We start from the raw sequence: 22433 nt of genomic DNA, 5'->3' as shown, positions 1-22433 counted from the left end.
CCCGCTCAGGCGGGCACCGTGAGTTTCAGGTCCAGCACAGGGATGTCGACGCGGCCGTCACCGTCGGTGTACCAGCGCCAGTGCGCGTCCTGGGCTTCCCCGTAGACGAGTCCGGTCCAGCCCGCGCCGCCCGGGCCGCACAGGGCTGCCAGTTCGGCGGCCTCCCGCCCGTTCGGCGTACCCGCCACCACGACCAGGCCCCTGAGCGGCCGGCGCGCGGCGGCGGCGCGCACCGTTCCGTGTGCGGGGACCGGAACGGCCACGGCCTGGGGGGTGACCTGCGGCAGCTGCTGGAGGCTCGGCGATACGGCGAGCGGCGGAGCGTCGGCCGTTCCCCGCAGTACGGTCACCGGTGTGCCGGGGCGGGTGCGGGCGATCTCCGCCAGCAGGTTCTGTACGACGTCACGGGCCACTGTCTTCTCACCGGTCACGCTGAGGACGCCGTCCAGGCGGCTGAGGTCGACGAACACGGGCCGGTTGCCGTCGTTCGTGCCTGCCCGGACCAGACAGGCCGTGGTGGGAACAGCGGGTGAGGTCACGCCGCCGCCGTCGCCGGGGACCTGCAGGCCCGGCGCGGCAGCGGGGCCGCGGCGAGGGCGACGCGCTGGAGGTCCGCCCAGTCGTGCCAGTGCCCGAACCGTTCGTGCACCGGGTCCAGCAGCCGCGCCAGTTGCCACGCGTGGCCGCCGAGCCCGGCGTCCACCGACTGCCGCACCACTTCCAGCAGGACGAGCCGCTCCGCACTGAACCAGCTGAGGGCGGACTCGGCGTCCCCCAGGGCCACCGGGGTCCCCGTTGTCTCCGGCGACGGGGTCGGCGAGGGGAAGACACCCGCCGGATCGAGAAGGGGGGCGCTGGCATGCGCGGTGAGCAGATAGTGATCGAGCATGCGGCACAGTGCGTCGCGCCGTTCCTCCTCGCTGTCCCCCTCGCCGTCCTCGGCACGGGCGAGTTCGTTCGCATACGCGCGCAGGAGGTCATGGAAGCGGTATCGGCCCGGGGCCTCCTCGGTGAGGAGGTGCGTGCGCGTCAGTTCGGCCAGCAGGGAACGGACCCGGACGGTTGGGCGGTCCGCGAGTGCGGCGGCCGCGTGTGTCCCGATGTCCGGCCCGGGATGCAGGGACAAGAGCCGGAACAGCCGGGCCGCTTCGCCGGTCAGAGTGCGGTACGACCAGCCGAACACTGTCCGCACATCTGTCGCCGCGTCGAGGCCGTCGAAGGCGTCGAGGCTTCCGTTCGCCTCCATGAGTTCCGCTGCGATGCCGGACAGGGGGAACGTCGGGTTCATCAGGGCGCGGACCGTGATGATGGACAGCGCCAGTGGCAGCCCCCCGCAGAGGGAGATGATCGTGTCGACGGCAGCAGGTTCGGCGGCCACCCGGTCGGCCCCGAGACGTCGTACGAGTGACTGCCTGGCGTTTTTCGGAGACAGCAGGTCCAGGGTGAGGGGGTGCGCGCCGCCGGCCACCACCAGGCTCGTCAGCTGATTGCGACTGGTGATCAGGACCAGGCAGCCGGCGGCGCCGGGCAGCAGCGGACGTACTTGGTCGGCGTCGCGGGCGTTGTCCAGCAGGACCAGGACGCGTCGGTCCGCGAGGAGGCTTCGATACAGAGCCGCCTGGGCTTCCAGGCTGTCGGGTATCTGCTTGCGGCTGACTCCCAGGGCCTCGAGGAAACCGCGTACGGCTTCCGCCGGGTCCATGGCCGCGCCGTGGAGATCGAATCCCCGCAGATTGACGTAGAGCTGGCCGTCCGGGAATCGGTCCGCCACCCGATGGGCCACCTGGACGGCCAAGGTGGTCTTGCCCACTCCGGCCATGCCGCCGATCGCGTTGATCACCATGGTGGTCCCGGGTCCACCGTGGCCCTGGACGGCCGGAAGGCGGTGCAGCATGTGGTCGATCTCGGCCTCGCGACCTGCGAAGTGTTCGTAAGCGGCCGGGAGTTGGGCCGGCCGGGGCAGCGGCACGAGCAGGTCGTCACGAGCCGGGGAGGCCGTCTCGGGAGCAGCGGCCCGGCCGGTTGAGCCATCACTGTCCGAGGCCGCGAAGGGCGTCGGGGGAGTGGGTGCGGACCGCGCACTCAGCACTTCGCGGTGAGCGGCCAGCAACTCGGAGGAGGGCTCGACGTCCAACTCCTCGGCCAAAAGCACCCGGATTTTCTGATAGGTCTCCAGAGCCTGGGCCTGCTGGCCCGTCAGCGTCAGCGCCCGGATCAGCCGGCTGTGCAGCGGTTCGTCAAGGGGATGGTCGTCGGCCAGGCCCTGGAGTTGAGCCAGCACCGGTTCCGCGCGGCCGCAGCGCAGGGCCGCGTCGGCGGCCTCCTTGACCGTGGCCAGACGCTCGCCGTCGAGTCCCGCGAACACGGGGTGGCTGCGAGCCTGAGCCGGTATCCCGGCCGCCGCGTGACCGCACCACAGCGCCAGGGCTTGCGCGTACAGCTCGAGGGCGTACGCAGAACCGTCCACCCGGTCGGCCGCACGCGCCTGCGTGCGCAGGTCACGAGCGCAGCAGGTCAAGTGTGGTGACGCCGACGTTCAGCCGGTATCCGCCGCCCTCTCGGAGCAGCCATCTTCCGGTCGCCATCCGAGGCAGCCCCGGCTCCAGCACGCGGCGTAGCGCCCCCACATAGCGGCGTACGACATTGACCGCGCTCGACGGCGGATCCTGCCCCCACAACATGTCGACGACTTCCGCGACGGTGACGGGCCGACCGGCGCTCGCCAGCAGCAACGCCGCGAACGCCTGCTGCTGCGGGGGCCCCAGGCGCAGCTCGACATCGGCCCGCCAGGCGCGTACCGGACCCAGCACGGCGAAGTGCAGCGTCTCCCCCGGGGGGCGGTGCTCCCGACTGCCGGAAGGACCGGTCGTGGGCCTGGCTGAGGGTCTCCGCGTTTCGGCCGCGTGCGTCATATGGCGGTCGGCCGAGCACGATGACCGGCGAAGCCCGAGCCGGTGCCCGGACAGGCCCTTGCCCTGCTGAACGCGTAGAGCACCATGGTCATGAATCTCCCCATTTCGAGGCCCCGACCCGCCCTCACCGCCCGCGACCGATGCGCGTTCCAGCTGTGTCGTCTGGGACCTCCCCATTACCGTCTTCCTCTGCCCCGCAACGGGGTTCCCGGCCTCCGGGACCGGCATGACTTCGTCCCCCTGTCGTTGATGATCCGGGGGGTGGTGTCACCGGGCCCGGAGGCACTGGTAGACCGCTGATTAGGGGCATGACCACCGACTCCCTCCGGGGAGGCTGGGAGGCTCTTCGTAATGTGGATGCCGGCAACTGGTGCCGCAGGTGAGGCCGGGACGGGTACGACCGGAGAGTGCACGTGATCGACACCAGTGACATCGGCGCTTTCCTCGGCCTGGACGTCGGCAAGGGCGAACACCACGCCACCGCGCTGACCCCTGCCGGGAAGAAGGCGTTCGACAAGCGACTGCCCAACAGCGAGCCGAAGCTGCGCGAGGTCTTTGCCAAGCTACAAGCCAAGCACGGCACCGTACTGGTGGTCGTCGACCAGCCTGCCTCGATTGGTGCCCTGCCGCTGGCCGTGGCCCGCGACACGGGCTGCAAGGTGGCCTATCTGCCGGGCCTGACCATGCGGCGGATCGCCGACCTCTATCCCGGCGAAGCCAAGACCGACGCCCGCGACGCGTTCATCATCGCGGACGCCGCCCGCGCCATGCCGCACACGTTGCGGTCCATCGAGCTCGCCGACGAGACGATCGCCGAGCTGGAGATGATCGTCGGCTTCGACGACGATCTCGCCGGTGAAGCCACCCGCATCAGCAACCGGCTGAGGGGCCTGCTCACCCAGATCCATCCCTCGCTGGAACGGGTGCTGGGCCCGCGCATCAGCACCCGGCAGTGCTGCTGATGCTCCAACAGTTCGGCTCCCCCGCCCAGTTGAGAAAGGCGGGACGCCGTCGGCTGGTCAATCTGATACGCGCCAAGGCCCCGCGGATGGCCGAGCGTCTGGTCGACGACACCTTCACAGCCCTCGACGAGCAGACCGTCGTCGTGCCCGGCACCGATGCCGCGGCCCTGATCGTCCCCAGCCTCGCCGACCAGTTGAAATCCGTGCTCGACCAGCGCAAACTCCTCGCCACCCGCATCGAGGAACTGTGACCGGACACCGGGCCGAGGCACGGAACGTCTACCGGGACGTCAGTACGCGACTCGTCGATGAGCTGGGTCTGGACCCGGGCCCGGAACTCCTGGCCGCCGAGCAGCAGTTGCCGCGCAGCGCCGCCTCCACACCGCCGGGCCGGTCGGGGACCGGGAGCGGTGCTCGCCGAGAACAACGCCCCCCAACTGCCGTACGGCGGGGCCTCGGTGCCGGAGATCTCCACCGAGAGGACGGGTTCGCCAGACGGCATGACATGGGTCCGGCCCGCACAACTCCCGCCCGACGTGCGTATGTTCATCGGCCGCCGCGCCGAACTGGGCCGGGTGCACACCCTCTTGTCGCCGTCGGACGATCGGCCGAACGCCGTGGTGATCAGCGCGATCGGCGGCATGGCGGGCGTCGGCAAGACCAGCCTGGCGGTGCACTGGGCCCACCAGATCGCGGACCGCTTTCCCGACGGCCAGCTGTATGCCGACCTGCGCGGCTTCGACCCGTCGGGTTCGATCGCGGATCCCGCGGAGGTGATCCGCGGCTTTCTCGACGTCCTGGGTGTCCCCGCGCACCGCGTACCGGCCGGCCTTGACGCCCAGGCCGCCCTCTACCGGAGTCTGCTGGCCGGCCGCCGCGTCCTGGTGCTGCTGGACAATGCGCGCGACACGGAACAGGTCCGCCCGCTCCTGCCGGGCTCCGCCGGATGCCTGATCGTCGTCACGAGCCGCAACCACCTGCACGGACTGGTCGTCGTGGACGGCGCCCATCCCCTCTCGCTCGACCTCCTGACGGCCGCGGAGTCCGGGGAGTTCCTCATAAGGCGACTCGGCACGAAGCGGGTCGCCGAGGAGCAGGCGGGCGCTGACGAGATCGTCGCGCTGTGCGGCTCCCTGCCGTTGACACTGGCCATCGTCAGTGCCCGTACAGCGGTGCATCCTGGCTGGAGCCTCTCGTCCATTGCCGAGGACCTGCGCGAGACCCGTGGCAGCCTCGCCGGCTTCACTCACGATGATCCCGCCACCGACCCCCGCACGGCGTTCTCGTGGTCCTACGACGCTCTCACACCAGGTGCGGCGAGACTGTTCCGCCTCCTGGCGCTCCATCCCGGCCCCGACGTGTCCACCGCGACCGCGGCGGTTTTGCTGGGCCTGCCTCTCAAAGACATACGCCCTCTGCTCGCCGAACTGGTCGGCGCGCATCTGCTCACCCAGCGGTCCCCGGGCCGCTTCGGTTCACACGAACTGCTGCGGATCTACGCCGGGGACCTGGCGGAATCACACGACACCCCCGAAGAGCGGGACGCCGTACGGCACCGGTTGCTCGACCACCTCCTGCACACCGCTCACCGGGCCGACAGCCTGCTCGCACCCCACCGGGAGCGTCTCACCCTGTCACCGCAGGTCGCCGCCGGGGCCAGTCCGGTAGCGTTCAACAGCCAGGAGAAGGCGGCAAATTGGCTGGACGCCGAGCGTCCGGTCCTCCTCGCAGCCGTGCAGGAGGCGGCGCGATCCGGCTTGGGCGCCCACTGCTGGCAGCTTGCCGCGACACTGGAACTCTTCCTCGACCGGCACGGCCGGTGGCAGGACCAACTAGTCGTTCAGGCCGCGGCGTTGCATGCGGCCGAGGGACTGGGCGACCTCTCGGGACGCGCTCACGCGCACCGGGCCCTGGGCTTCGTGAACGGGCGTCTGGAGCGCCCCGCCGAGGCACGCGAGCACCTGTCCACCGCGCTGGAACTGTTCGCCGCCATCGGCGACTTGCCCGGCCAGGGGCGCGTCCACCGCTACCTGGCCTTCCAGGCCAACCGCCAAGGCCATCACCACGAGGCACTCGACCACTACCGCGAGGCGCACTCGCTGTACGAGGCGGCCGGTCATCGCAGCGGACAGGCAGGCATCTGCAACGAGGTCGGCTGGACCCACATTCTGCTCGGCGCGTACGAGGAAGCCCTGGCCGACTGCCAACGGGCGATCACCATGAACCAGCAACTCGGCGACCGCAACGGGGAGGCCGCCGCCTGGGACAGCCTCGGCTACGCCCACCACCACCTCGGCCAGTATCAGCAGGCCCTCACCTGCTACGAACACGCGTGACGGCATACCGCGAGATCCACGACGACTACCTGGAAGCGGACACTCTCGTCCACATCGGTGACGCGTGGGAGGCCGACGGCTGCCAGGAGCGGGCGGCGGGCGCCTGGCAGCAGACACTGGAGATCCTTGTGACCATTGCGCACCCCGATGCCGAGCACGTACGCGACAAGCTCCGGCGCCCCGACGTCACATGACTCGACACCGAGGCGTCCCTCCGCGGCCGAGAGCACACGTACGCGGGGCTCAGCAGCCGCACTCCGCCGGTCCGCCGCGGTCGCCGTACTGCCATGACGGCGACGCCGGTACTCAGGGGCCACGGCGAACAGCACGAAGCCTGCCGGCGGACCACCCGGCCGTGGAGGGGTACTGACGAGGCGGACGGGGCCTGTCCGCCTTCTCCGCAGCCTTGGGTCACCCCACGAGGTCAGCAGCACCCGGGGACGGCGCCGCCAGGGCATCGGGGCGAGTCTCACGGTGGCAGCGTCGAGGCGGGTCGCGACCGTGGCCTGCACGTGGTGACCCTGCAGGCCGGCACGGCGGGCGCGTCGGTGTACCGGCGCGTGGGGTTCGAGACGGTCGCCCCCTACCGGCTGTTCACGCTGCCGCAGGAGTGAACGCTCAGCCGAGGGGGGTGTTCACCTTCTTGGCACGCTTTGCACACTCCGACCCGCTTACCGTCACTCGACAGCACGCAGCCTTCCCCGAACGGCCCGGAACGCCGGAGGAAAGCACACAAGAGTTGATCAGGAGCCACCGCAGTAGAGGCGACCTGACACGGCTCACAGTGCACAGATAACTGATCGGTTGAATCCTGTGGGGGGACCGTGCCTACTTTGCCTGGTGGCGAGATGCCAGCCATGCGAACGAAGCATCTTCTGACCAGGGTGGAGGACGACCCGCACGTCCACCTCGGCGGCCGACTCCACTGGGCTGCGGCGCTGCTCTTCCTGTCGCCCCACACGGTGGATCACCACCTGCGCCACGTTTTCCAGAAGCGGGAGCTCAGGTCACGCGTGGAGCTTGCCGCACTGCTGACCAGGTTTGCACGGCCGAGTGTCAATCCCCTGGTTGCGTAGAGACGTTGGTTATGCGGCCCGGCCTTCCTGATCGGTCCGGGCTCGCGCTTCCTGGATGATCCGTTCGAACTCGACGGGCGGGTTCCCGCCGGCCGCGCTGTGACGACGTTTCGTGTTGTAGAAGTCCGCGATCCACGTGGCGGTCTTCAGCCGGGCCTCGGCGCGGGTGGCGAAGGTGTGCCGGTGGATGTACTCGACCTTGAGGACCGAGTGGAACGATTCCGCGGCGGCGTTGTCCAGCGCCGACCCGACGCGGCCCATCGACTGCACCACGCCCCAGCGGCCGCACAGCTGCTGGAACGCCTCGGAGGTGTATTCCTCAGGTTCAAGGAGTCGTTGCAACACTGTCTGTCAACAAGCGTAGCTGCTCGCTCAATGCCTCGCCGGGCGTCTTCCAGGCGAGGGTCTTGCGGGGGCGGCTGTTGAGCGCGAGAGCGACGGCGTTGAGCCGGATCGCGGTGGAAGAGGTGCGCCCCGCCCAGGAGGGCGAGGGGAAGCGCGCGGTGTGCACGGGTGGACGCCGGGCCATGCCCGCCGCCGAGGACCTCGGCGGCGTGTGGGGACTGGCCGAACTGCTCCAGCGATACGAGGACGGGGAACGCCCGCGCCCCGTGGTCGTCCAGGACGGGGGCGAGGACTGGGTCGAGTACGACGGCCTGCGCGACGAGGTGCTGGCCGGCCTGTACGAGGAGGGCTTCGACCCGGCCGCCTTCGACCCCGCCGAGGTCACCCGGGCGCTGGCCGGGGTCCGGCTGCGGCGGGTGCCGGGCACGCGGCGCGGCGTACCAGTGGGCATGTACCGCTGCGGGTGCGGCGAACTGCATCCCCTGACCGGCGGCGCGGGCCAGCCCGCCGACGCCGACCGGGAGGACGCGGTCGGCCGGGAGGACGAGGAGGGGGCGCTGTCCGACCTCCTCGGCGTCGCGGACGTCCGGTTGCCCGCCGTCCGGCTGCCCGGCGAGGCGGAGCTGGCCCGCGCGGTGCCCGCCTTCATGGCGGCGGTACGGCTCGGGCACTGGTGCGGCGGAGGGCAAGGGGCCCGAACGGCTTCCGCGGAAGGGCGGTCGCGGGAGACGGGCGGGCGGGAGCTGACCCCGAAGGGGCTGCTGCGGCCGAAGCTCGCCCGGCAGGCCGTGGAGGAGGCCGAGCTCTGGCGCATCGACCCCGAGGAGTGGGGCGATGCCGAGGTGCGGGCCGCGCGGCTGGCGAAGATCCGCAGCGCCGGCGACATGGAGGTGTTGGACCTGCCCTGGGAATGGGCATTGAACTGCGGCTTCGTCGAGGTGGACGGCGCTCGCGCACGCGCCGGCGCCGACCTGCCCGACGAGGACGACGACGCGGCGCTGCTGACCGCGTGGCAGGGCGCCGTGGCGGGCGCGGCGGCCGAGCTCTCCGTCGCTCTCCCCCTGCCGGCCGGGCCGCTGGGCGGGCTGCCGCAGCTGTGGGCACTGGCCGACGAGGTCCCGCCGCTGGTGTTCTTGATGCTGCTCACGGCGTACGGGCTGCCGGAGGGAGAGTGGCTGGACGTCGCCGGCTTCACCGACGGTCTGGAGGGGTTGCCCGAGGGTCCGGCCCGGATGCTCGTGTCGGCGCTCCTGGCCGAGCAGTACGAAGAGACCGCGGGGGTACTGGAGCTGTTCGGCGCCGCCGAGCGGGAAGGCGGCGAGACCGGGGAGGGCAGCGCCCTCACCCTGCTCCTCGGCGGCGGCGGGCCTGACCCGCTGCCGGCCGGCCGCTTCCGGCTCACCCCACTGGGCCGCTCCGGCCTGCACACGCTGCTGGTGCGCGTGGGCATCCCGGCGCCGGTGATCGGCTCGCTCGCCGAGGCCGACGCGCGCGAGCTGCTGGCCTCGCTCCCCTCCTACGCCTCCGAGACGGACGCGGCCAAGGAGGTGGCGGACTGGCTCGCGGCACGCTCCGCGGCGGACGCCGCCGTGCAGGTGGTGGACGCCTGCGTCGGTACGGAGCCGGCCGACGCGCTGCGCCGCCTGGAGGCTCCGCGGGTGCTGGCCGCCGTGCTGGAGACGGACACTGCCGGGCGGGCGCAGCAGGTCCTGCACAAGGCGGCCGTCTCCACGGTCACCGGTTGCTCGCACGCGGCGGCCTCGATGCTGCGCCGGATCGGGGAGCCCGCTGAGGGCGAGGCGGCGTGGGGCCTGGAGTGGATGCTGGTGGACGGCGCGCTGCCGATTGCCCGTCGGGGGGAACAGGCGTTGCGTGAAAGGTTGTTGACGGGCCCCGAGGACGGGCCGCGCCCACTCGGCCAGGTGGCGGAGCGGGCCGACGACCTGTGGCGGGCCGGCCACCCGCACGCCGGCGAGGTGCTCGGCGCGCTGGCCGACGCCGTCAAGCCGGTCGACCAGGCCCTGGCCAAGCGGCTGCGGAAGGCCGCGTTCAAGGCGGGGAGCGCCAAGTGAGCCTGCTCGTGAGGGAGATCACCGACGAGGCCGCGCCGCTCGCGGATCCCGCCGGCGCCGCCTGGGCGCGCGAGCACCTCGCCGACGGCGGCTGGGCCGCCGTGTTCGCCCCCGCCGAGGCGGGGCAGCCGGCCCGGCTCGGCCGCCTGGTGTTCTACCGGCCCTCCGCGACCGTCGGCCGCGTGCCCGCACAGGTCGCCGCGCCGGGGACGGTGGAACGGGTCCGGCTCGCGCTGGTCCTGCCGCACGGCCGCGGGGTGCGCACCCGCACCGTGGAGGGGTGGGCGCTCAGCCCCGGCAACGCGCTCGCCCTCCTGCTCGATCTGCCCGCCTCCGGCGTCCATCCGTCGCTCGCCGCGTGGGCTGCCGTCGCTCGCCGCGCGCTGGAACTGCTCGGCGAGGGGCGCCTGTATCCGGCGCTGACCTCCGACACGTACACCACCTGGCGGTTCGGGCCGCCCGGCGCGCGCGGCAAGCGGGACCTGGACGCGCTGGCCGCCGCCCTGCCGCCGTACGCCCACAACCTGCCTGCGCCCCCGAGCGGCGACAGGACACCGCGCATCGTCGAACCGGCCGCCCTGGTGCGGGAATTCTGCGACGCGCTCGCCGACACCCTGTCGCGCACCCCGGCGGCCGGGCATGCGGTGCCCGGCAACCCGTACGCCGACCGCGCCAGTGCCCTGCACCCGAAGCTCGCCCAGTGGGCGGCCGAAGCCGCGGCCGAGCGGGCCGCGCAGGTGAGCGTGGAGCTGAGGGTGGAGCCCTGGCCGGGCGGCGCCGCGACTTCCGGGCCGTGCTGCAGCTGCGTACCGCGGCCGACCCGTCGCTGGTCCTGGACGCGGCCGAGTTGTGGGCGGACCCGGTTCGCGCGCAGCGCCTGCTCGGCCCGCACGCCGAGGCCGAGGTGCCGCTCGCGCTGCGCCGCGCCGCCCGCGCCTGGCAGCCGCTGACCCGGCTGCTCGCCGAGGCCGCCCCGAGCGCGCTGGGGCTCGACGACGAGGAGGCCATGGAGCTGCTGGGGGACGCCACCGACGCGCTGCGCACGGCGGGTGTGCGCGTGCACTGGCCGCGGGAGCTGGTCAAGGACCTTCAGGCGCGGGGGGAGGTCGGAGCGGCCACCGCGCCCGGTGCGACCGTGGGCACCCTGCTGGGCCGCGATGCCCTGCTGGACTTCTCCTGGAATGTCGCGCTCGGCGGCGAGAAACTCACCGAGGCCGAACTCGAGCTCCTCGCCGAGTCCCGCCGCCCGTTGGTCCGGCTGCGCGAGCAGTGGGTGGTCGCCGACCCGAAGCTGGTGGCCCGCCTCAGGCGGCGGCGCACCGGCGCGCTCGCCCCGCTGGAGGCGCTCCAGGCGGTGCTGACCGGGGAGATGGAGTGGGCGGAGGACGGCGAGCGCGTCGCGGTGGAGGCGGCGGGCGCCTTCGCCGACCTTGTCGCCCAGCTGCGCGACCCCGAAAGCCGTGCCCCCGTAGGCGTACCGGAGGGACTGAGGGCCACCCTGCGCGGCTACCAGCAGCGCGGCCTGGCCTGGCTGGCGGACATGACCCGCCTCACCCTCGGCGGGATCCTTGCCGACGACATGGGCCTCGGCAAGACGATCACCCTGCTCGCCCTCCACCTGCACCGCCAGGAACAGCCCGACACCGCGGGACCCACCCTCGTGGTGTGCCCGGCCTCGCTGCTCGGCAACTGGCAGCGCGAGGCGGCCCGCTTCACCCCGGCCGTACCGGTGCGCCGCTACCACGGCGGCGAGCGCACCCTCGACCATCTCGCCGGAGACGAACTCGTCCTGGTCACCTACGGGGTGCTGCGCCGCGACCGGGAGCGGCTCGCCGGCGTCAAGTGGTCGCTCGTGGCCGCCGACGAGGCCCAGCACGTCAAGAACCCCTACGGCACGACCGCCCGCGAGCTGCGCGCCCTGCCCGCCCGTGCCCGCGTCGCCCTCACCGGCACCCCGGTGGAGAACAACCTCTCCGAGCTGTGGGCCCTGCTCGACTGGACCACCCCCGGCCTGCTCGGACCGCTGTCCGTCTTCCGCGACCGCTTCGCGAAACCCATCGAACGCGGTGTCCTCGGCGCCGACGGCGACGAGGAGGCCGCCGACCGGGCGCGGCAGGCCGCCGGGCAACTCGCCCGTCTCACCCGCCCGTTCCTGCTGCGCCGCCGCAAGTCCGACCCCGGCATCGCCCCCGAACTACCGCCCAAGACCGAGACCGACCATCCGGTCGCCCTCACTCCCGAGCAGGCCGCCCTGTACCAGGCGCAGGTCCGCGAGACCATGGCCCGCATCGAGAAAGCGGACGGCATCGCGCGCCGCGGACTGGTCCTCAAACTCCTCACCGCGCTCAAGCAGGTCTGCAACCACCCCGCGCACTACCTGCGCGAGACCGGCCCGCTGCCCGGCCGCTCCGGCAAGCTGGAACTCCTCGACGAACTGCTCGACACGGTGGTCGCCGAAGACGAGGGCGCCCTGGTCTTCACCCAGTACACGCAGATGGGCCGGCTGCTGGAGCGGCACTTCGCCGATCGCGGCGTCCGCGCCCGCTACCTGCACGGCGCCACGCCCGTGCCGCGGCGCGAGGAGATGGTCGCCGCTTTCCAGCGGGGCGAGTTCCCCGTCTTCCTGCTCTCCCTGAAGGCCGCCGGCACCGGCCTCAACCTCACCCGAGCCACCCATGTCATCCACTACGACCGGTGGTGGAACCCCGCCGTCGAGGACCAGGCCACCGACCGCGCCTACCGCATCGGCCAGGGTCGGCCCGTCCAGGTCCACCGGCTCACCACCCAGGGCACCGTCGAGGACAAGGTCGCCCGCCTGCTCGGCGCCAAGCGTGCCCTCGCCGACCAGGTCATCGTCTCCGGCGAGGCCGCCCTGACCGAGCTCTCCGACGCCGACCTCGCCGAACTCGTCGCACTCTCCAAGGAGTTCGAGGTATGACCCCCGCACGCAGGGCTCCCTCCCGCACGGCACCCCGCACCGGCAGCCGCGCCTTCGCCGCCACCTGGTGGGGGCAGGCCTGGGTGGACGCCCTGGAGGCCTCCACCCTCGACGCCGGCCGCCTCTCCCGCGGCCGCACCTACGCCCGCAAGGGCATGGTCGGCCCGGTCACCGTCGCCCCCGGCGTGCTGCGCGCCGAGGTCGAGGGCAGCAACCCCTGGCCGTACGACGCCGCGGTGCGCCTGCGGGTCCTCACCGACGCCCAGTGGGACGCCCTCCTCGACTCCATCGCCGCCCGGGCCGGCCGCACCGCCTCGCTCCTCGACGGCGAGATGCCCGCTGACCTCGTCGACGACGCCCGGGCCGACGGCGTGCCCCTGCTGCCCGAGCCGGCTGAACTCGATCCCGAGTGCTCCTGCCCCGACTGGGGCTACCCCTGCAAGCACGCCGCCGCCCTGTGCTACGCCACCGCCGCCCATCTCGACAACGACCCCTTCTGGCTCTTCACCCTCCGCGGCCGCACCAAGGACGCCGTCCTGGCCGCGCTGCGTGCCCGCCGCCAGGCCCACACCGACGCCATGTCGTCCACCGGCGACGACGCGCCACGCGACCAGGGCGTGCCCGCCCACGAGGCGTTCACCTCGTGGAACGGGGCTTTCACTCCGCCAGCCCCCCATACCGCCGAGAGTGTGCCCGGCGAAGGCGACACGGCCCCCGCCCCCCTCACCACCACGCCCCCGCCCGGCGCCCCCTTCACCCTCGACGACCTCGAAGCGCTCACCCGCGACACCGCTCAGCGGGCCCGCCGCCTCGCCGCCGGGCACACCGCCTCACTCACTGCCACCCCGCTCGACGACGCCGTACACCTCGCCGCGAGCGGCATCAGCGAGGACTGGTTCCACCGGCTCGTGCGGGCCACCGGCCTGCCCCCGCTCGACTTCGCCCGCCTGGTCCGCGCCCTGCGCCACGGCGGCCCCGCCGGCATCACCACCGCCCGCACCCCCCTGACCCCCGACCCCGCCGCCATGGCCGCCGCGCGCACCGCCCTCACCGAGCCCGACAACACGGACAACCCGGAAGACACCGGCGGCACCCCGCGGCTGCGTGCCTGGCGCAACCGCCTCACCGCCGACGACGAGGGCGTCCAGATCCGCCTCGGTCCCGACAACCGCTGGCACCCCTACCTCCGCGAAGGCCGCGGCGCCGACACCGCATGGTGGCCCTGCGCCCCCGCCACGGCCGACCCCACCGCCGCCCTCCTCGCCGCCCGCACCGCCGCCGCGGGCGCTGATCCGGCCACGACCGGAGCAGCATCCGCCTCGCCGCCCGGAAGCCCGGGGCCTTGACCGCCCGGGGCATGGACCGTGTGTGCGGTGGGCGCGTGACCCGGCCCGCGACGCCCCGCGCCGGACCGCCCGCTGGAAACAAGCCGCCACGCCGCCCGCTGCGCACCCTGGCTGACCGCCCGGTGGGCGGCGTGGGTGCGTGGGGTGCCCCGAAGCTGTCCGGACAGGGACCCAATAGGGTTGCCCTGAACAGGAAACGAAGAAGCAAGCAGTGGCGCCACCCAGCATGTATTCACCGGAGTTCCGCGAGGAAGCGTGCGACTTACCTGACCCGCGAGGCCGCTCGGTAGGACATCACCCGCTACATCGAATTCCGGTACAATCGCAAACGCCTCCATTCGGCCGTGGTTTACCGCCCTCCGTGCGAAGTCCACACCGAGTATGAGAAGTTGCGAATCTCTGCGTGAAATAGACAGTCAGACGCCTGTCCGGAAAACGCGAGGCCCCTCAGGAGTTGTCACAGATCGTATGGCTGCGCGGTCTTGGTTGATGATCTGACAGCAACGTGTGCCGCGGCAGGCGGAACGGTGTCCCTGCCGTCATCACCGCGCGGCAACGCTTCTTGCACGCCGACGTGCTTGCCCGTCCCCCTCGACAGCTGAAGTGAGACCATCCATGAATCACCCGGAACAGCTCGGGATCGCCGAGGTGCCTTCGACGGCAAGGATCGCCACGCTCGAAAGCCTTCGGGAGCATCTGCAGTGGGCGATCGAACTGGAACACGCCACTTTGCCGCCGTATCTCTGCGCGCTCTACTCGCTCGAACCGTCGCGGAACCCGGATGCCGTTCAGGTGATAGCCGGCGTCTTCGTCGAGGAGATGATCCACCTGTCGCTGGCGGCGAACCTCCTCAACGCGGTCGGCGGGCAGCCTCGCCTGGACACGCCGCAGATGCTGCCTCGCCACCCCCGGTCCCTGCCGCACGGCGACCGCTCCCTGGAGTTGTCACTCGTCCCGTACGGCGCGAAGGCACTGGAGATGTTTCTCCGCCTCGAACAGCCGGCGCTGCCTGGTGCTCCGGCCGAGGGCGACAACTACGAGACGATCGGGCAGTTCTACGACGCGATAGAGGAAGGACTGCGTCACCTGTGCGCCGAAATCGGCGAGCGGGAGGTCTTCTGCGGTGACCCTGCTCGCCAGGTCACCGCCGGTCCCTTCCTCCACACCGGCGGACAACTGGCTGCGATCACCGATCTCGCCTCGGCTTTGACGGCGCTGGAGGAAATCGTCGAGCAGGGCGAAGGTACGGCACGCGGCGAAGTCTGGGACGGCGACCAGGACATCTTCCACCCCGAGCGCGACGAGGTCTCGCACTACTACCGCTTCCAGGAGCTCAAGTTGGGCCGGCGATACCGGCGCGGTGACACGCCGCAGTCCGGCCCCACGGGTGCAGCGGTCGCGGTCGACCTCGCCGACGTCCGCCCGATGCGCCCCAATCAGCGCATGGCGGATCACCCTGTGGGCAGTCCGATCCGTACCGCCCAGGAGGAGTTCAACCGGACGTACTGCGGACTGCTCCATCTCCTGGATCAGGCCTTCAACGGCAGTCCGAAATCGCTCGGGGCCGCGACCGGCATGATGTATGCGCTCAAGGCGCAGGCGCAGGGCCTGATGGAGATGCCCGACGCGGACGGCACCACAGCCGGCCCGACTTTCGAGTACGTCGCCCCCGAGTCCCGCCGGTGAGCGGCGACGAGCGGCGCCGGATCGTCGTACTCGACAATGGCCCGTACGTGGTCTACGGGCGGATCCCGCTGAGACGCAAACGCAAGATCGTGTCCGAGCAAGACGATTCACTGGGCTGGGAAACACGTGAGACCCTCCAGACCGAGGAAATCTACGTGCTGTGCCGCTGCGGACGCTCGGGCTCGAAGCCGTTCTGCGACGGGACTCACGCCGTGATCGGCTTCGACGGCACGGAGTCGGCGGATGTCCGTCCCTACGAGGAAGTGCAGCACGTTCACGACGGAGTGGGCATCTCAGCCAAGCGAGTCGGCGAGCTGTGCATCCACGCCGCCTTCTGCATCGGCCGCACCAGGCCGATCGCCGAGATGCTCGCTGACACCGACGACAGCGACGTACGTTCCAACGTCATGGGACGGATCGGCGACTGCCCGTCCGGGTCGTACAGCTACGCCCTTCAGCGCGACGGCAACCCGATCGAGCCCGACCTTCCGCAGGCGATCTCGGTCCTCGAGGAGGAGAACGGTCAGGCCAGCGCGTTGTGGGTCACTGGCGGAGTGCCTGTGTTCAGGGCGGACGGTCAGCCACTGGAGACCCGCATCAGGATGACGCTGTGCCGCTGCGGCCACTCAGACAACAAGCCACTCTGCGACGGGACCCACCGCAAGATCGGGTTCCGCGATGAGAACACCGTGTCGGGAGGCACGCCCGAGTCCGACACATAGGGGCTTTGGCCTCTGGGGCCTTGACTCAAGGCCAGGTACTCACACAGCGTCAGGTGAACTGGCAGTTCACCACCCACGACGCACGCATCGAACTGCGCCACCTCTACCCCAGAAATTGGCCGCGACAGTCTACAAGGGACTGCCGTTGTAGGTTTTGGCCGTGGTGGTCCGATCAACTGCCTTGGTGGCCATCGTGTCGAAGGCGGTGCTACGACTCTCGGCGACGCCGATATGCAGCCACAGGGCTGAGCGACGCCTTGCAAGCCGCAAGGACTGTGCCCGACTTGGTGGCATTGCCGATGTGCAAGAAGCCGTACCCGTCCAGCCGCTGAAGTGCGGGCCAGCGCAAGCGATCTCACCCCCGCCATTGTCGGAGCGGACGCCGGAGGTCGTTGTCGACAGTGTGAACAGTGTGGTTCCGCTCTCGAACCCACCGTTGGTCATCGCAGATGCGACCACCGGCAGCGGGGACCGTCGTTCTTGAGTTGATGCAAGTTCAACTCCCTGTATGCGGGGGCGGCATGGCCTTCGTGGCAGACAAGTCGGGTGAAGTGACGGGTCGGCAGGGGATCGGATGGCCTGCCTTCCGAAGCGAGACGCCCTGCCGTCTACCCGGCCTGCTGCTGATCGTTCGAGAGATGGCAGAGCTTTGGTACTGGTGGCGCGGCTTACCGAGCCTGCCGGACGATTCGCTGCGCCGCGCCGCCGCGGATCCCCCTGCCGGGGATGGAGATCGCTCACTCGTAGCGGAGGTTCTGTGGGTACGAGGACCGCCAGAGTGTGGGGAGTGTCAGCATGGTCACCGCAACGCTGGCGACAGCGCCGATGCCGGCTATCGCCAGCATACTGCTCCAGTCGTACACCGCTGTCTTGCCGATGAGACTGAGCAGTGCGCTACCGAGGGTGGTTCCCACCAGCCCTGCGACGAGTAGTCCCATCGCGACTGGCAATGCGGTCTGCCAGAGGATCGAGCGGCTGAGGGTGCGCCGCGGGGTGCCGAAGGCGACGAGTACGGCCAGGACGCGTTTGCGGTCCCGGACTTGTTCGAGGGCCCCGAGCAGCATGCTTGCCGCGATCAGCAGCAGGACGGCGGTCACGCCGGCCAACAGGGCGCGCCTGATCCCGTCGAGGGCCGTGTCGCTCTTCGCCTGTGTGGGGAAATCGATGGTGAAGGAAGGGTCCAGCTCGGCGGCTGTCGTGCGAAGCCGGTCTTGGATGTCATCGCTGAACGCCGAGTACGTGATGCTGATGGTGCTGACAGCGTGTGTCATCGCCGTGGAGCCGGCTGCCTGGGGGGTGGCGAGCAGCATCTCCTCGGGGAACTCGCCTTGCAGACTGCTGCTCTTGGCCTCGGCGGAGGTGGTGATGTGTGGCACCTTCCACAGGGGGCCGTTCAGGTCCACGCGCATCGTCCTGCCCGACGTCCATACGGTCGTGTCGGCGGCACCGTCCGCACCGTGGGGGGTGACGGCGAAGGCGTCCCCGTCCGTGCAGGTGGGGAGCGAGGCAAGCAGCCTCAGTTGGGCGCATCCGGCGACGCGGACCGTCTCCGGGACACCGTCGTCGGGTGCGCTCACCGACAACTCCGCGTAACCGATCGCTTGTTGAACGCCGGGCGTTGAGGAGAACACTGAGGCATATCGCTCTGCGTGCCCCTTGCCGTCGTCGAGACGGGCGACGCCGATGTGCGTGCTCGACGTAGGACTGTTGCCAGCTGCCCGGCTGTCGCGGTTCTGGCCGTGCGCGATGCCGGTGAAGAGGGTCTGCAGTGCTATGGCACCGGCCACAGCGACCACGATCCCGTTGACCGAGCGGGTGGAGGCTTCGCCACTCAGCTGCAGTCGACGGACGGCCAGTTGCCAGGAGAGGGGACCGAATCCGCCGGACACCCTGGTGAGCTGATCCAGGATCCAGGGCAGAACGGCGGTCACGCCGATGAGCAACGCCAGCATTCCGACAACGACCAGGACGATGCTGGTGGCGTCGGGTATGTCAGATCCGTCCCCCACGGATGTTCGGAGCAGAAGCAGGCCGAGTACGGGCACGGCGATGCGCCACCACAGCCGTCTCCTGGCACCACCGGAATGGCGAACCACCCCGAGGGGTTCGACAGCCACCCCGTTCATCGCCAGCCTCGTGACGGCGAGAGACAACCCAACTACGCCGGCCACCGTGAGCGCCGCCAGGACAGGTTCCGGGGTGAGATCCACAGTGAACACACTGAGCCCCTGCAGGTCCACCAGCTCGATGAACTGGCGGCCGATCATGAACAGGACTGCGCCCAGAACGACGCCGATCAGCGCGCTGGCCAGCGTCTCACCTGCGGCGATACGGGCTGTCATCCGACGGTCCGCGCCTACCAACCGTAGCGCGGCCAGCCGCCGGTCGCGGTGTTCGCCGCCGAACCGGACGGCTGCGGCGATGAACACCGCGACCGGTGCGAGCAGTACGACTATGCCGACCACGCTCAGCAGCACGAGCTCGGGGGCGAGAGGTTTCTCCGAGTAGACCTTGCCGAAGTGGTCCAGCCGACGAGCTCCTGCGACACCGTCCGCCATGTGCTCGCCGCCCAAGTAGAAGACGTACTCGCCGGGTCCGAGCAGGCCCCCATCTGCGACTTCGCCCGTGATGGGATGGTCGAGGCGCTCGCGCAGCAAGTCAGTCCCGGGCGCGGCCAACAGCTTCCGGAGCGCCGGCGACACGACCATCTCCCCAGCACGCGGAAAACGGGTGACTCCGGGAGGCAGCGGCGCCGCAGGCCCCTCGGGTTCCAGCATCCTTCCCCGGATTTCCCTGCCTCGGAACACGGTGTCGATATCACTGACCAGCACTGTCCTGCGCGAGGGCGTGATGACCCGGTCGTCGAGATTGGTGTCGATCCGGTGGTGAATCCGTTCGTCACGGTGGTATCTGGCGGTGGGCACGCACGAGGCCACCAGCAGCAGGGCGACCCCCAGTCCGATGCCTGCGGCCATCAGGACGGTGCGCACCAAGCCGTCCCGGCCGCCGGTCACGGCGAGCCGTGCTCCGAAACTGAGAGCACGAAGACTTCCGAATCGCCGTCGACGACTCGGAGCTGATGGGGGGGCAGTCTGTCGTGCGTTCTGCCGGCGTGGGTTCACTGGCATCCTCTCGTGCTGGGCGCGGAGCGCCGACGGCCAAGCCCCTGGGCCGTGGGGTGACAAGCCACCCAAGGTGTGCCCGCCAGGACAGTGTGCAGGACAGTGTGAAGGACCGATGCCTGAGGCTTCTGGCCCACAGGCCACGCTGTACAGCAGCTCACCTTGTGCGCATCGAGGCATGCAGCAGCCGGCGACCAAGAGCGCCGCCTGGCATGCTCCTGACCATACACTGAGGGTATAGATGTTGTTGTGAAGCTTGCAGTGCCTGTGTGGCGCTTCTATCGACCATGGGTTCAACAGGGCGTTGCCAAGTTGACTGGGGGTGTCTGGCTGATGGGTGCGCCAGGGTGTGGTGGGGCCGGGTGACTGGTCTTGGCTCAGGCTGCCGTGGGCAGGGTGGTGACGCCGGTGATGCGGTCCCGGACGGCGAAGCGGGCGGTTGACAAGGCCCCGGCAGACCTTGCGGCGCTCAGACCACGATCTTGCGCGGGTTGAAGTTGCCGCCCGGGTCGGCAGCGTCGAAGAGGCCCGCCATGACCGCGACGCCCTGCGCCGAGATGTCCTCCTCCAGCCACGGCGCGTGCTCCAGTCCCACCCCGTGGTGGTGCGAGATGGTGCCGCCGGCGTCGATGAACGCCTGCTGGATCGCGCGCTTGACCGTGTCGTACTCGCCGAGCGGGTCGTCACCGAACACGAAGGCGAAAGTGAAGTAGAGGCAGGCTCCAGAATGGTACGAGTGCGACATGTGCGACATCGTCCAGCCCGTGTGGCCGATCTTCTCGTAGGCACGGTCGGCCGCCTCGTAGACCGCCGCGTGGATGCCACGCAGCTTCGACCACGGACCGGCGGTCTCGCTCACGTCGCCGGCGGCACCGCGGTCGAGCAGGAAGTCGCGGATGTACGGCGTGTCGAATTTCTTCTGGTCGTAGAGCGCACCCGGGCCCTTGCCGACGCCGATGCCGTGATGCTTGCGCACGATCCGGTCGACGAGCGACTTCTGCCGTTTCGCGTGCGCCTCGCCGCCCTCGAAGCCGATGAAGGAGAGACACATCTCGTCGAGGTCCCAGCCACGCCTCTTGAGATACGCCATGAGGCCGGCCTGCGCCTTCTTCTGAATGCCCTTCGACTCCTTGCCCGTCGCCAGCGAGAAGCCCGTCTCGTGCGCGTCCGAGATACGGGTGACCGAGGGCGAGACGTCGCTCTCGGCGATCTCCTGCATCGCGGCGAGGCCGTGGTCGAGATTCTTGAAGAAGTAGGCGTAGATGGCACGCTTCTCGGGGAGCCGGCGCACCTGCACCGTGACCTCGGTGATGACGCCGAGCCGCCCCTCCGAGCCCACCACCATCTCCCGCACGCTCGGCCCGGTCGACGCACTCGGAACGGCACGGATCACGAGGACCCCACCGGCCCGCACGACACGCAGTCCCTTGACGATGTCCGCGATGTCGCCGTACTTGTCCGACTGCATGCCGGACGAGCGCGTGGCGACCCACCCGCCGAGCGTCGAGTGGGTGAACGAGTCGGGGAAGTGCCCCATCGTCCAGCCGTCCCGGTTGAGTTGAGCCTCAAGATCGGGGCCCAGCGCTCCGGCCTGGATGCGCGCCAGGCCGGAGTCGGCGTCGATCTCCAGCACCCGGTTGAGGCGGCCGAGGTCGAGCGAGACGACCACCCGCGACTCGTCCGGGTGCGGTTCGAGGCTGCCCGCGATATTGCTGCCTCCCCCAAAGGGGATGATCACGGCGTCCGCCTCGACGGCCGCGTCGACGACGCTTTGCACCTCCGCCTCGTCGGCCGGGTAGACGATCACATCGGGACTGCGCGCGATCTCGCCGGCTCGGATCCGGACCAGGTCACGCAGGCTCTTGCCGTACGTGTGGACGACCCGGGACAGGTCGTCGACGACGGTGTTCTCTGCTCCGACGATGCCGCTCAGGACGGTGACGAACTCCTCCGGTGCCGTCGAATCCGGCACCTTCAACTGCGAGAAGTCGGGCCGTTCGGTGCGCTCTCCCGCCAAGAGGTCGAGACCGACGGCCTTCTGTACGAACGGCGCGAACCCGGGCTTGTCCTCGTGATGGAAGCCGACGCCTTCTACGCCCCAGCCCCACCACTTCATGTGTTTCACCTCACCGGTGCGCATCGCGTCGGTGCGGCGGGGGGATTCGGTCACGAACGGTCTCCTTCAAGTACACGACGGGAGGTGGTATTCGAGCCGAGGATATGGTCGGAGTGCTCCTCGGCCAGGGCGACGATCGCCGAGCGGATGCGTTCGGTGAAGTCGCTCCTCAACTCCCCGGGATGGGCAGTGAGCGGTTCGCCGAAGACAACCCCGACCGGCAGGCGGCCCGGTTTCGGCCAATTCGATCCGCGAGGATGCGCCGCATGCGCGCCGATGACCGCGACGGGGAGCACCGGCACCTCGGCCGACGAGGCGAGCGCCGCCACCCCCGGCTTGAACGCCCCGAGCGATCCGTCGCGCGAGCGGGTACCTTCGGGAAAGATCAGGAGCGGCACTCCCCGGTTCAGCAAAGCCTTGGCGCTCACTCCGCGCGTGTTCGCTCCGCTGCGGTCGACCGGGAAGGCGTTGAAGAAGAGAGCCGTGAGGCCGCGCCGCCGCCACACGTCGAAGAAGTAGTCGGCGGCGGCTCCCACCGCGAGGTAGCGCGCCAATCGGCGGGGCAGCGCGCCCATGATGAGCGGTGTGTCGAGGTGCGAGCTGTGATTGGCGACGACGACATAGGCGTCCTCGACGTTCTCCAAGCGCTCGCGCCCCAGTACCGTGACGCTGGTCACGCTCCAGACGACGGGCTTCAACAGCCCCCGCTGCGCGACGAAACGCGCCGCGGCGTGAGAGCGTGACGTGAAACGGTCGCGCATCGTCGCAGGCATCCGCTTCCTTCCGGTGCGGGCTCGCCC

At 70.5% G+C, this 22433-nt stretch carries 14 protein-coding genes and 4 pseudogenes; 10 read left to right on the top strand and 8 right to left on the bottom strand.

Going from position 1 to position 22433, the window contains the following annotated elements:
• Positions 1–5: 5 nt before the first annotated feature.
• Genes OG819_RS47720 through OG819_RS47710 form a run of 3 tightly spaced genes read right to left on the bottom strand, consistent with a single transcriptional unit; the run spans position 6 to position 2810 of the window.
• Positions 6–539, bottom strand: coding sequence for a hypothetical protein (locus tag OG819_RS47720; protein WP_266637695.1), 534 nt, complete (start codon positions 537–539; stop codon positions 6–8).
• Entirely contained in the window at positions 536–2467 is a 1932-nt protein-coding gene (locus OG819_RS47715) for a BTAD domain-containing putative transcriptional regulator (protein ID WP_266655983.1), read from the bottom strand. Before OG819_RS47715 ends, OG819_RS47720 begins: the two co-directional genes overlap by 4 nt.
• A gap of 31 nt (positions 2468–2498) precedes the next feature.
• The gene (locus OG819_RS47710) at positions 2499–2810 is read right to left on the bottom strand and encodes a winged helix-turn-helix domain-containing protein (RefSeq protein WP_266637691.1); all 312 of its coding nucleotides are present in this window, start codon (positions 2808–2810) and stop codon (positions 2499–2501) included.
• 515 nt (positions 2811–3325) lie between these two features.
• Here OG819_RS47710 and OG819_RS47705 point away from each other — a divergent pair.
• The 5 genes and pseudogenes from OG819_RS47705 to OG819_RS47690 form a co-directional block, all read left to right on the top strand.
• A pseudogene (locus OG819_RS47705) lies at positions 3326–4116 on the top strand (IS110 family transposase); the annotation flags it as partial.
• A 5-nt stretch (positions 4117–4121) separates the two neighbouring features.
• Positions 4122–4220 (top strand): annotated as a pseudogene (locus OG819_RS59280) (BTAD domain-containing putative transcriptional regulator); the annotation flags it as partial.
• 64 nt (positions 4221–4284) lie between these two features.
• Positions 4285–6210, top strand: a complete 1926-nt coding sequence (locus OG819_RS47700) for a tetratricopeptide repeat protein (RefSeq protein WP_266655981.1) — start codon at positions 4285–4287, stop codon at positions 6208–6210.
• Positions 6207–6404: a hypothetical protein gene (locus OG819_RS47695; RefSeq protein WP_266637687.1), complete on the top strand. Its 198-nt coding sequence runs from the start codon at positions 6207–6209 to the stop codon at positions 6402–6404. Before OG819_RS47700 ends, OG819_RS47695 begins: the two co-directional genes overlap by 4 nt.
• A gap of 654 nt (positions 6405–7058) precedes the next feature.
• Positions 7059–7286 (top strand): LuxR C-terminal-related transcriptional regulator, encoded by a 228-nt coding sequence (locus OG819_RS47690; protein WP_323139448.1) that lies wholly within the window; start codon positions 7059–7061, stop codon positions 7284–7286.
• 9 nt (positions 7287–7295) lie between these two features.
• Here the strand turns inward: OG819_RS47690 and OG819_RS47685 are convergent, their stop codons facing one another.
• Both OG819_RS47685 and OG819_RS47680 read right to left on the bottom strand, forming a co-directional pair.
• Entirely contained in the window at positions 7296–7628 is a 333-nt protein-coding gene (locus OG819_RS47685; protein WP_266637683.1) for an integrase core domain-containing protein, read from the bottom strand.
• Positions 7612–7734 (bottom strand): annotated as a pseudogene (locus OG819_RS47680) (IS30 family transposase); the annotation flags it as partial. The gene OG819_RS47685 and the pseudogene OG819_RS47680, both read right to left, overlap by 17 nt.
• On the opposite strand from OG819_RS47680, the gene OG819_RS47675 reads away from it, so the two are divergent.
• The 5 genes and pseudogenes from OG819_RS47675 (at position 7709) to OG819_RS47655 (ending at position 16395) form a co-directional block, all read left to right on the top strand.
• Positions 7709–9703 (top strand): hypothetical protein, encoded by a 1995-nt coding sequence (locus OG819_RS47675; protein WP_266638791.1) that lies wholly within the window; start codon positions 7709–7711, stop codon positions 9701–9703. The pseudogene OG819_RS47680 and the gene OG819_RS47675 overlap by 26 nt on opposite strands.
• A 101-nt stretch (positions 9704–9804) precedes the next feature.
• Positions 9805–12641: pseudogene (locus OG819_RS47670) on the top strand (DEAD/DEAH box helicase).
• The gene (locus OG819_RS47665) at positions 12638–13987 is read left to right on the top strand and encodes an SWIM zinc finger family protein (RefSeq protein ID WP_266655979.1); all 1350 of its coding nucleotides are present in this window, start codon (positions 12638–12640) and stop codon (positions 13985–13987) included. The pseudogene OG819_RS47670 and the gene OG819_RS47665 overlap by 4 nt, the downstream one beginning before the upstream one ends.
• 615 nt (positions 13988–14602) lie before the next feature.
• Positions 14603–15673 (top strand): ferritin-like protein, encoded by a 1071-nt coding sequence (locus OG819_RS47660; protein ID WP_266655977.1) that lies wholly within the window; start codon positions 14603–14605, stop codon positions 15671–15673.
• A complete protein-coding gene (locus OG819_RS47655) occupies positions 15670–16395 on the top strand; it encodes a CDGSH iron-sulfur domain-containing protein (protein WP_266637675.1) in 726 nt (241 codons plus the stop codon). The genes OG819_RS47660 and OG819_RS47655 overlap by 4 nt, the downstream gene beginning before the upstream one ends.
• 737 nt (positions 16396–17132) lie before the next feature.
• Here OG819_RS47655 and OG819_RS47650 read toward each other — a convergent pair.
• The 3 genes from OG819_RS47650 to OG819_RS47640 all read right to left on the bottom strand — a co-directional run bounded on the left by OG819_RS47650 (position 17133) and on the right by OG819_RS47640 (position 22406).
• Positions 17133–19409: an FtsX-like permease family protein gene (locus OG819_RS47650; RefSeq protein WP_266637673.1), complete on the bottom strand. Its 2277-nt coding sequence runs from the start codon at positions 19407–19409 to the stop codon at positions 17133–17135.
• Between the two features lie 577 nt (positions 19410–19986).
• On the bottom strand, positions 19987–21687 hold the full coding sequence (locus OG819_RS47645) for an FAD-binding oxidoreductase (protein ID WP_266421209.1): 1701 nt from the start codon (positions 21685–21687) through the stop codon (positions 19987–19989).
• The gene (locus OG819_RS47640; RefSeq protein ID WP_266421211.1) at positions 21684–22406 is read right to left on the bottom strand and encodes a 1-acyl-sn-glycerol-3-phosphate acyltransferase; all 723 of its coding nucleotides are present in this window, start codon (positions 22404–22406) and stop codon (positions 21684–21686) included. The genes OG819_RS47645 and OG819_RS47640 overlap by 4 nt, the downstream gene beginning before the upstream one ends.
• Between the last annotated feature and the right edge of the window lie 27 nt (positions 22407–22433).

It is taken from the genome of Streptomyces sp. NBC_01549 (genome assembly GCF_026339955.1).
Taxonomy (GTDB): domain Bacteria; phylum Actinomycetota; class Actinomycetes; order Streptomycetales; family Streptomycetaceae; genus Streptomyces.
Note: the sequence above shows the minus strand (reverse complement) of the source record. Positions and strands in the feature narration are given on the sequence as shown.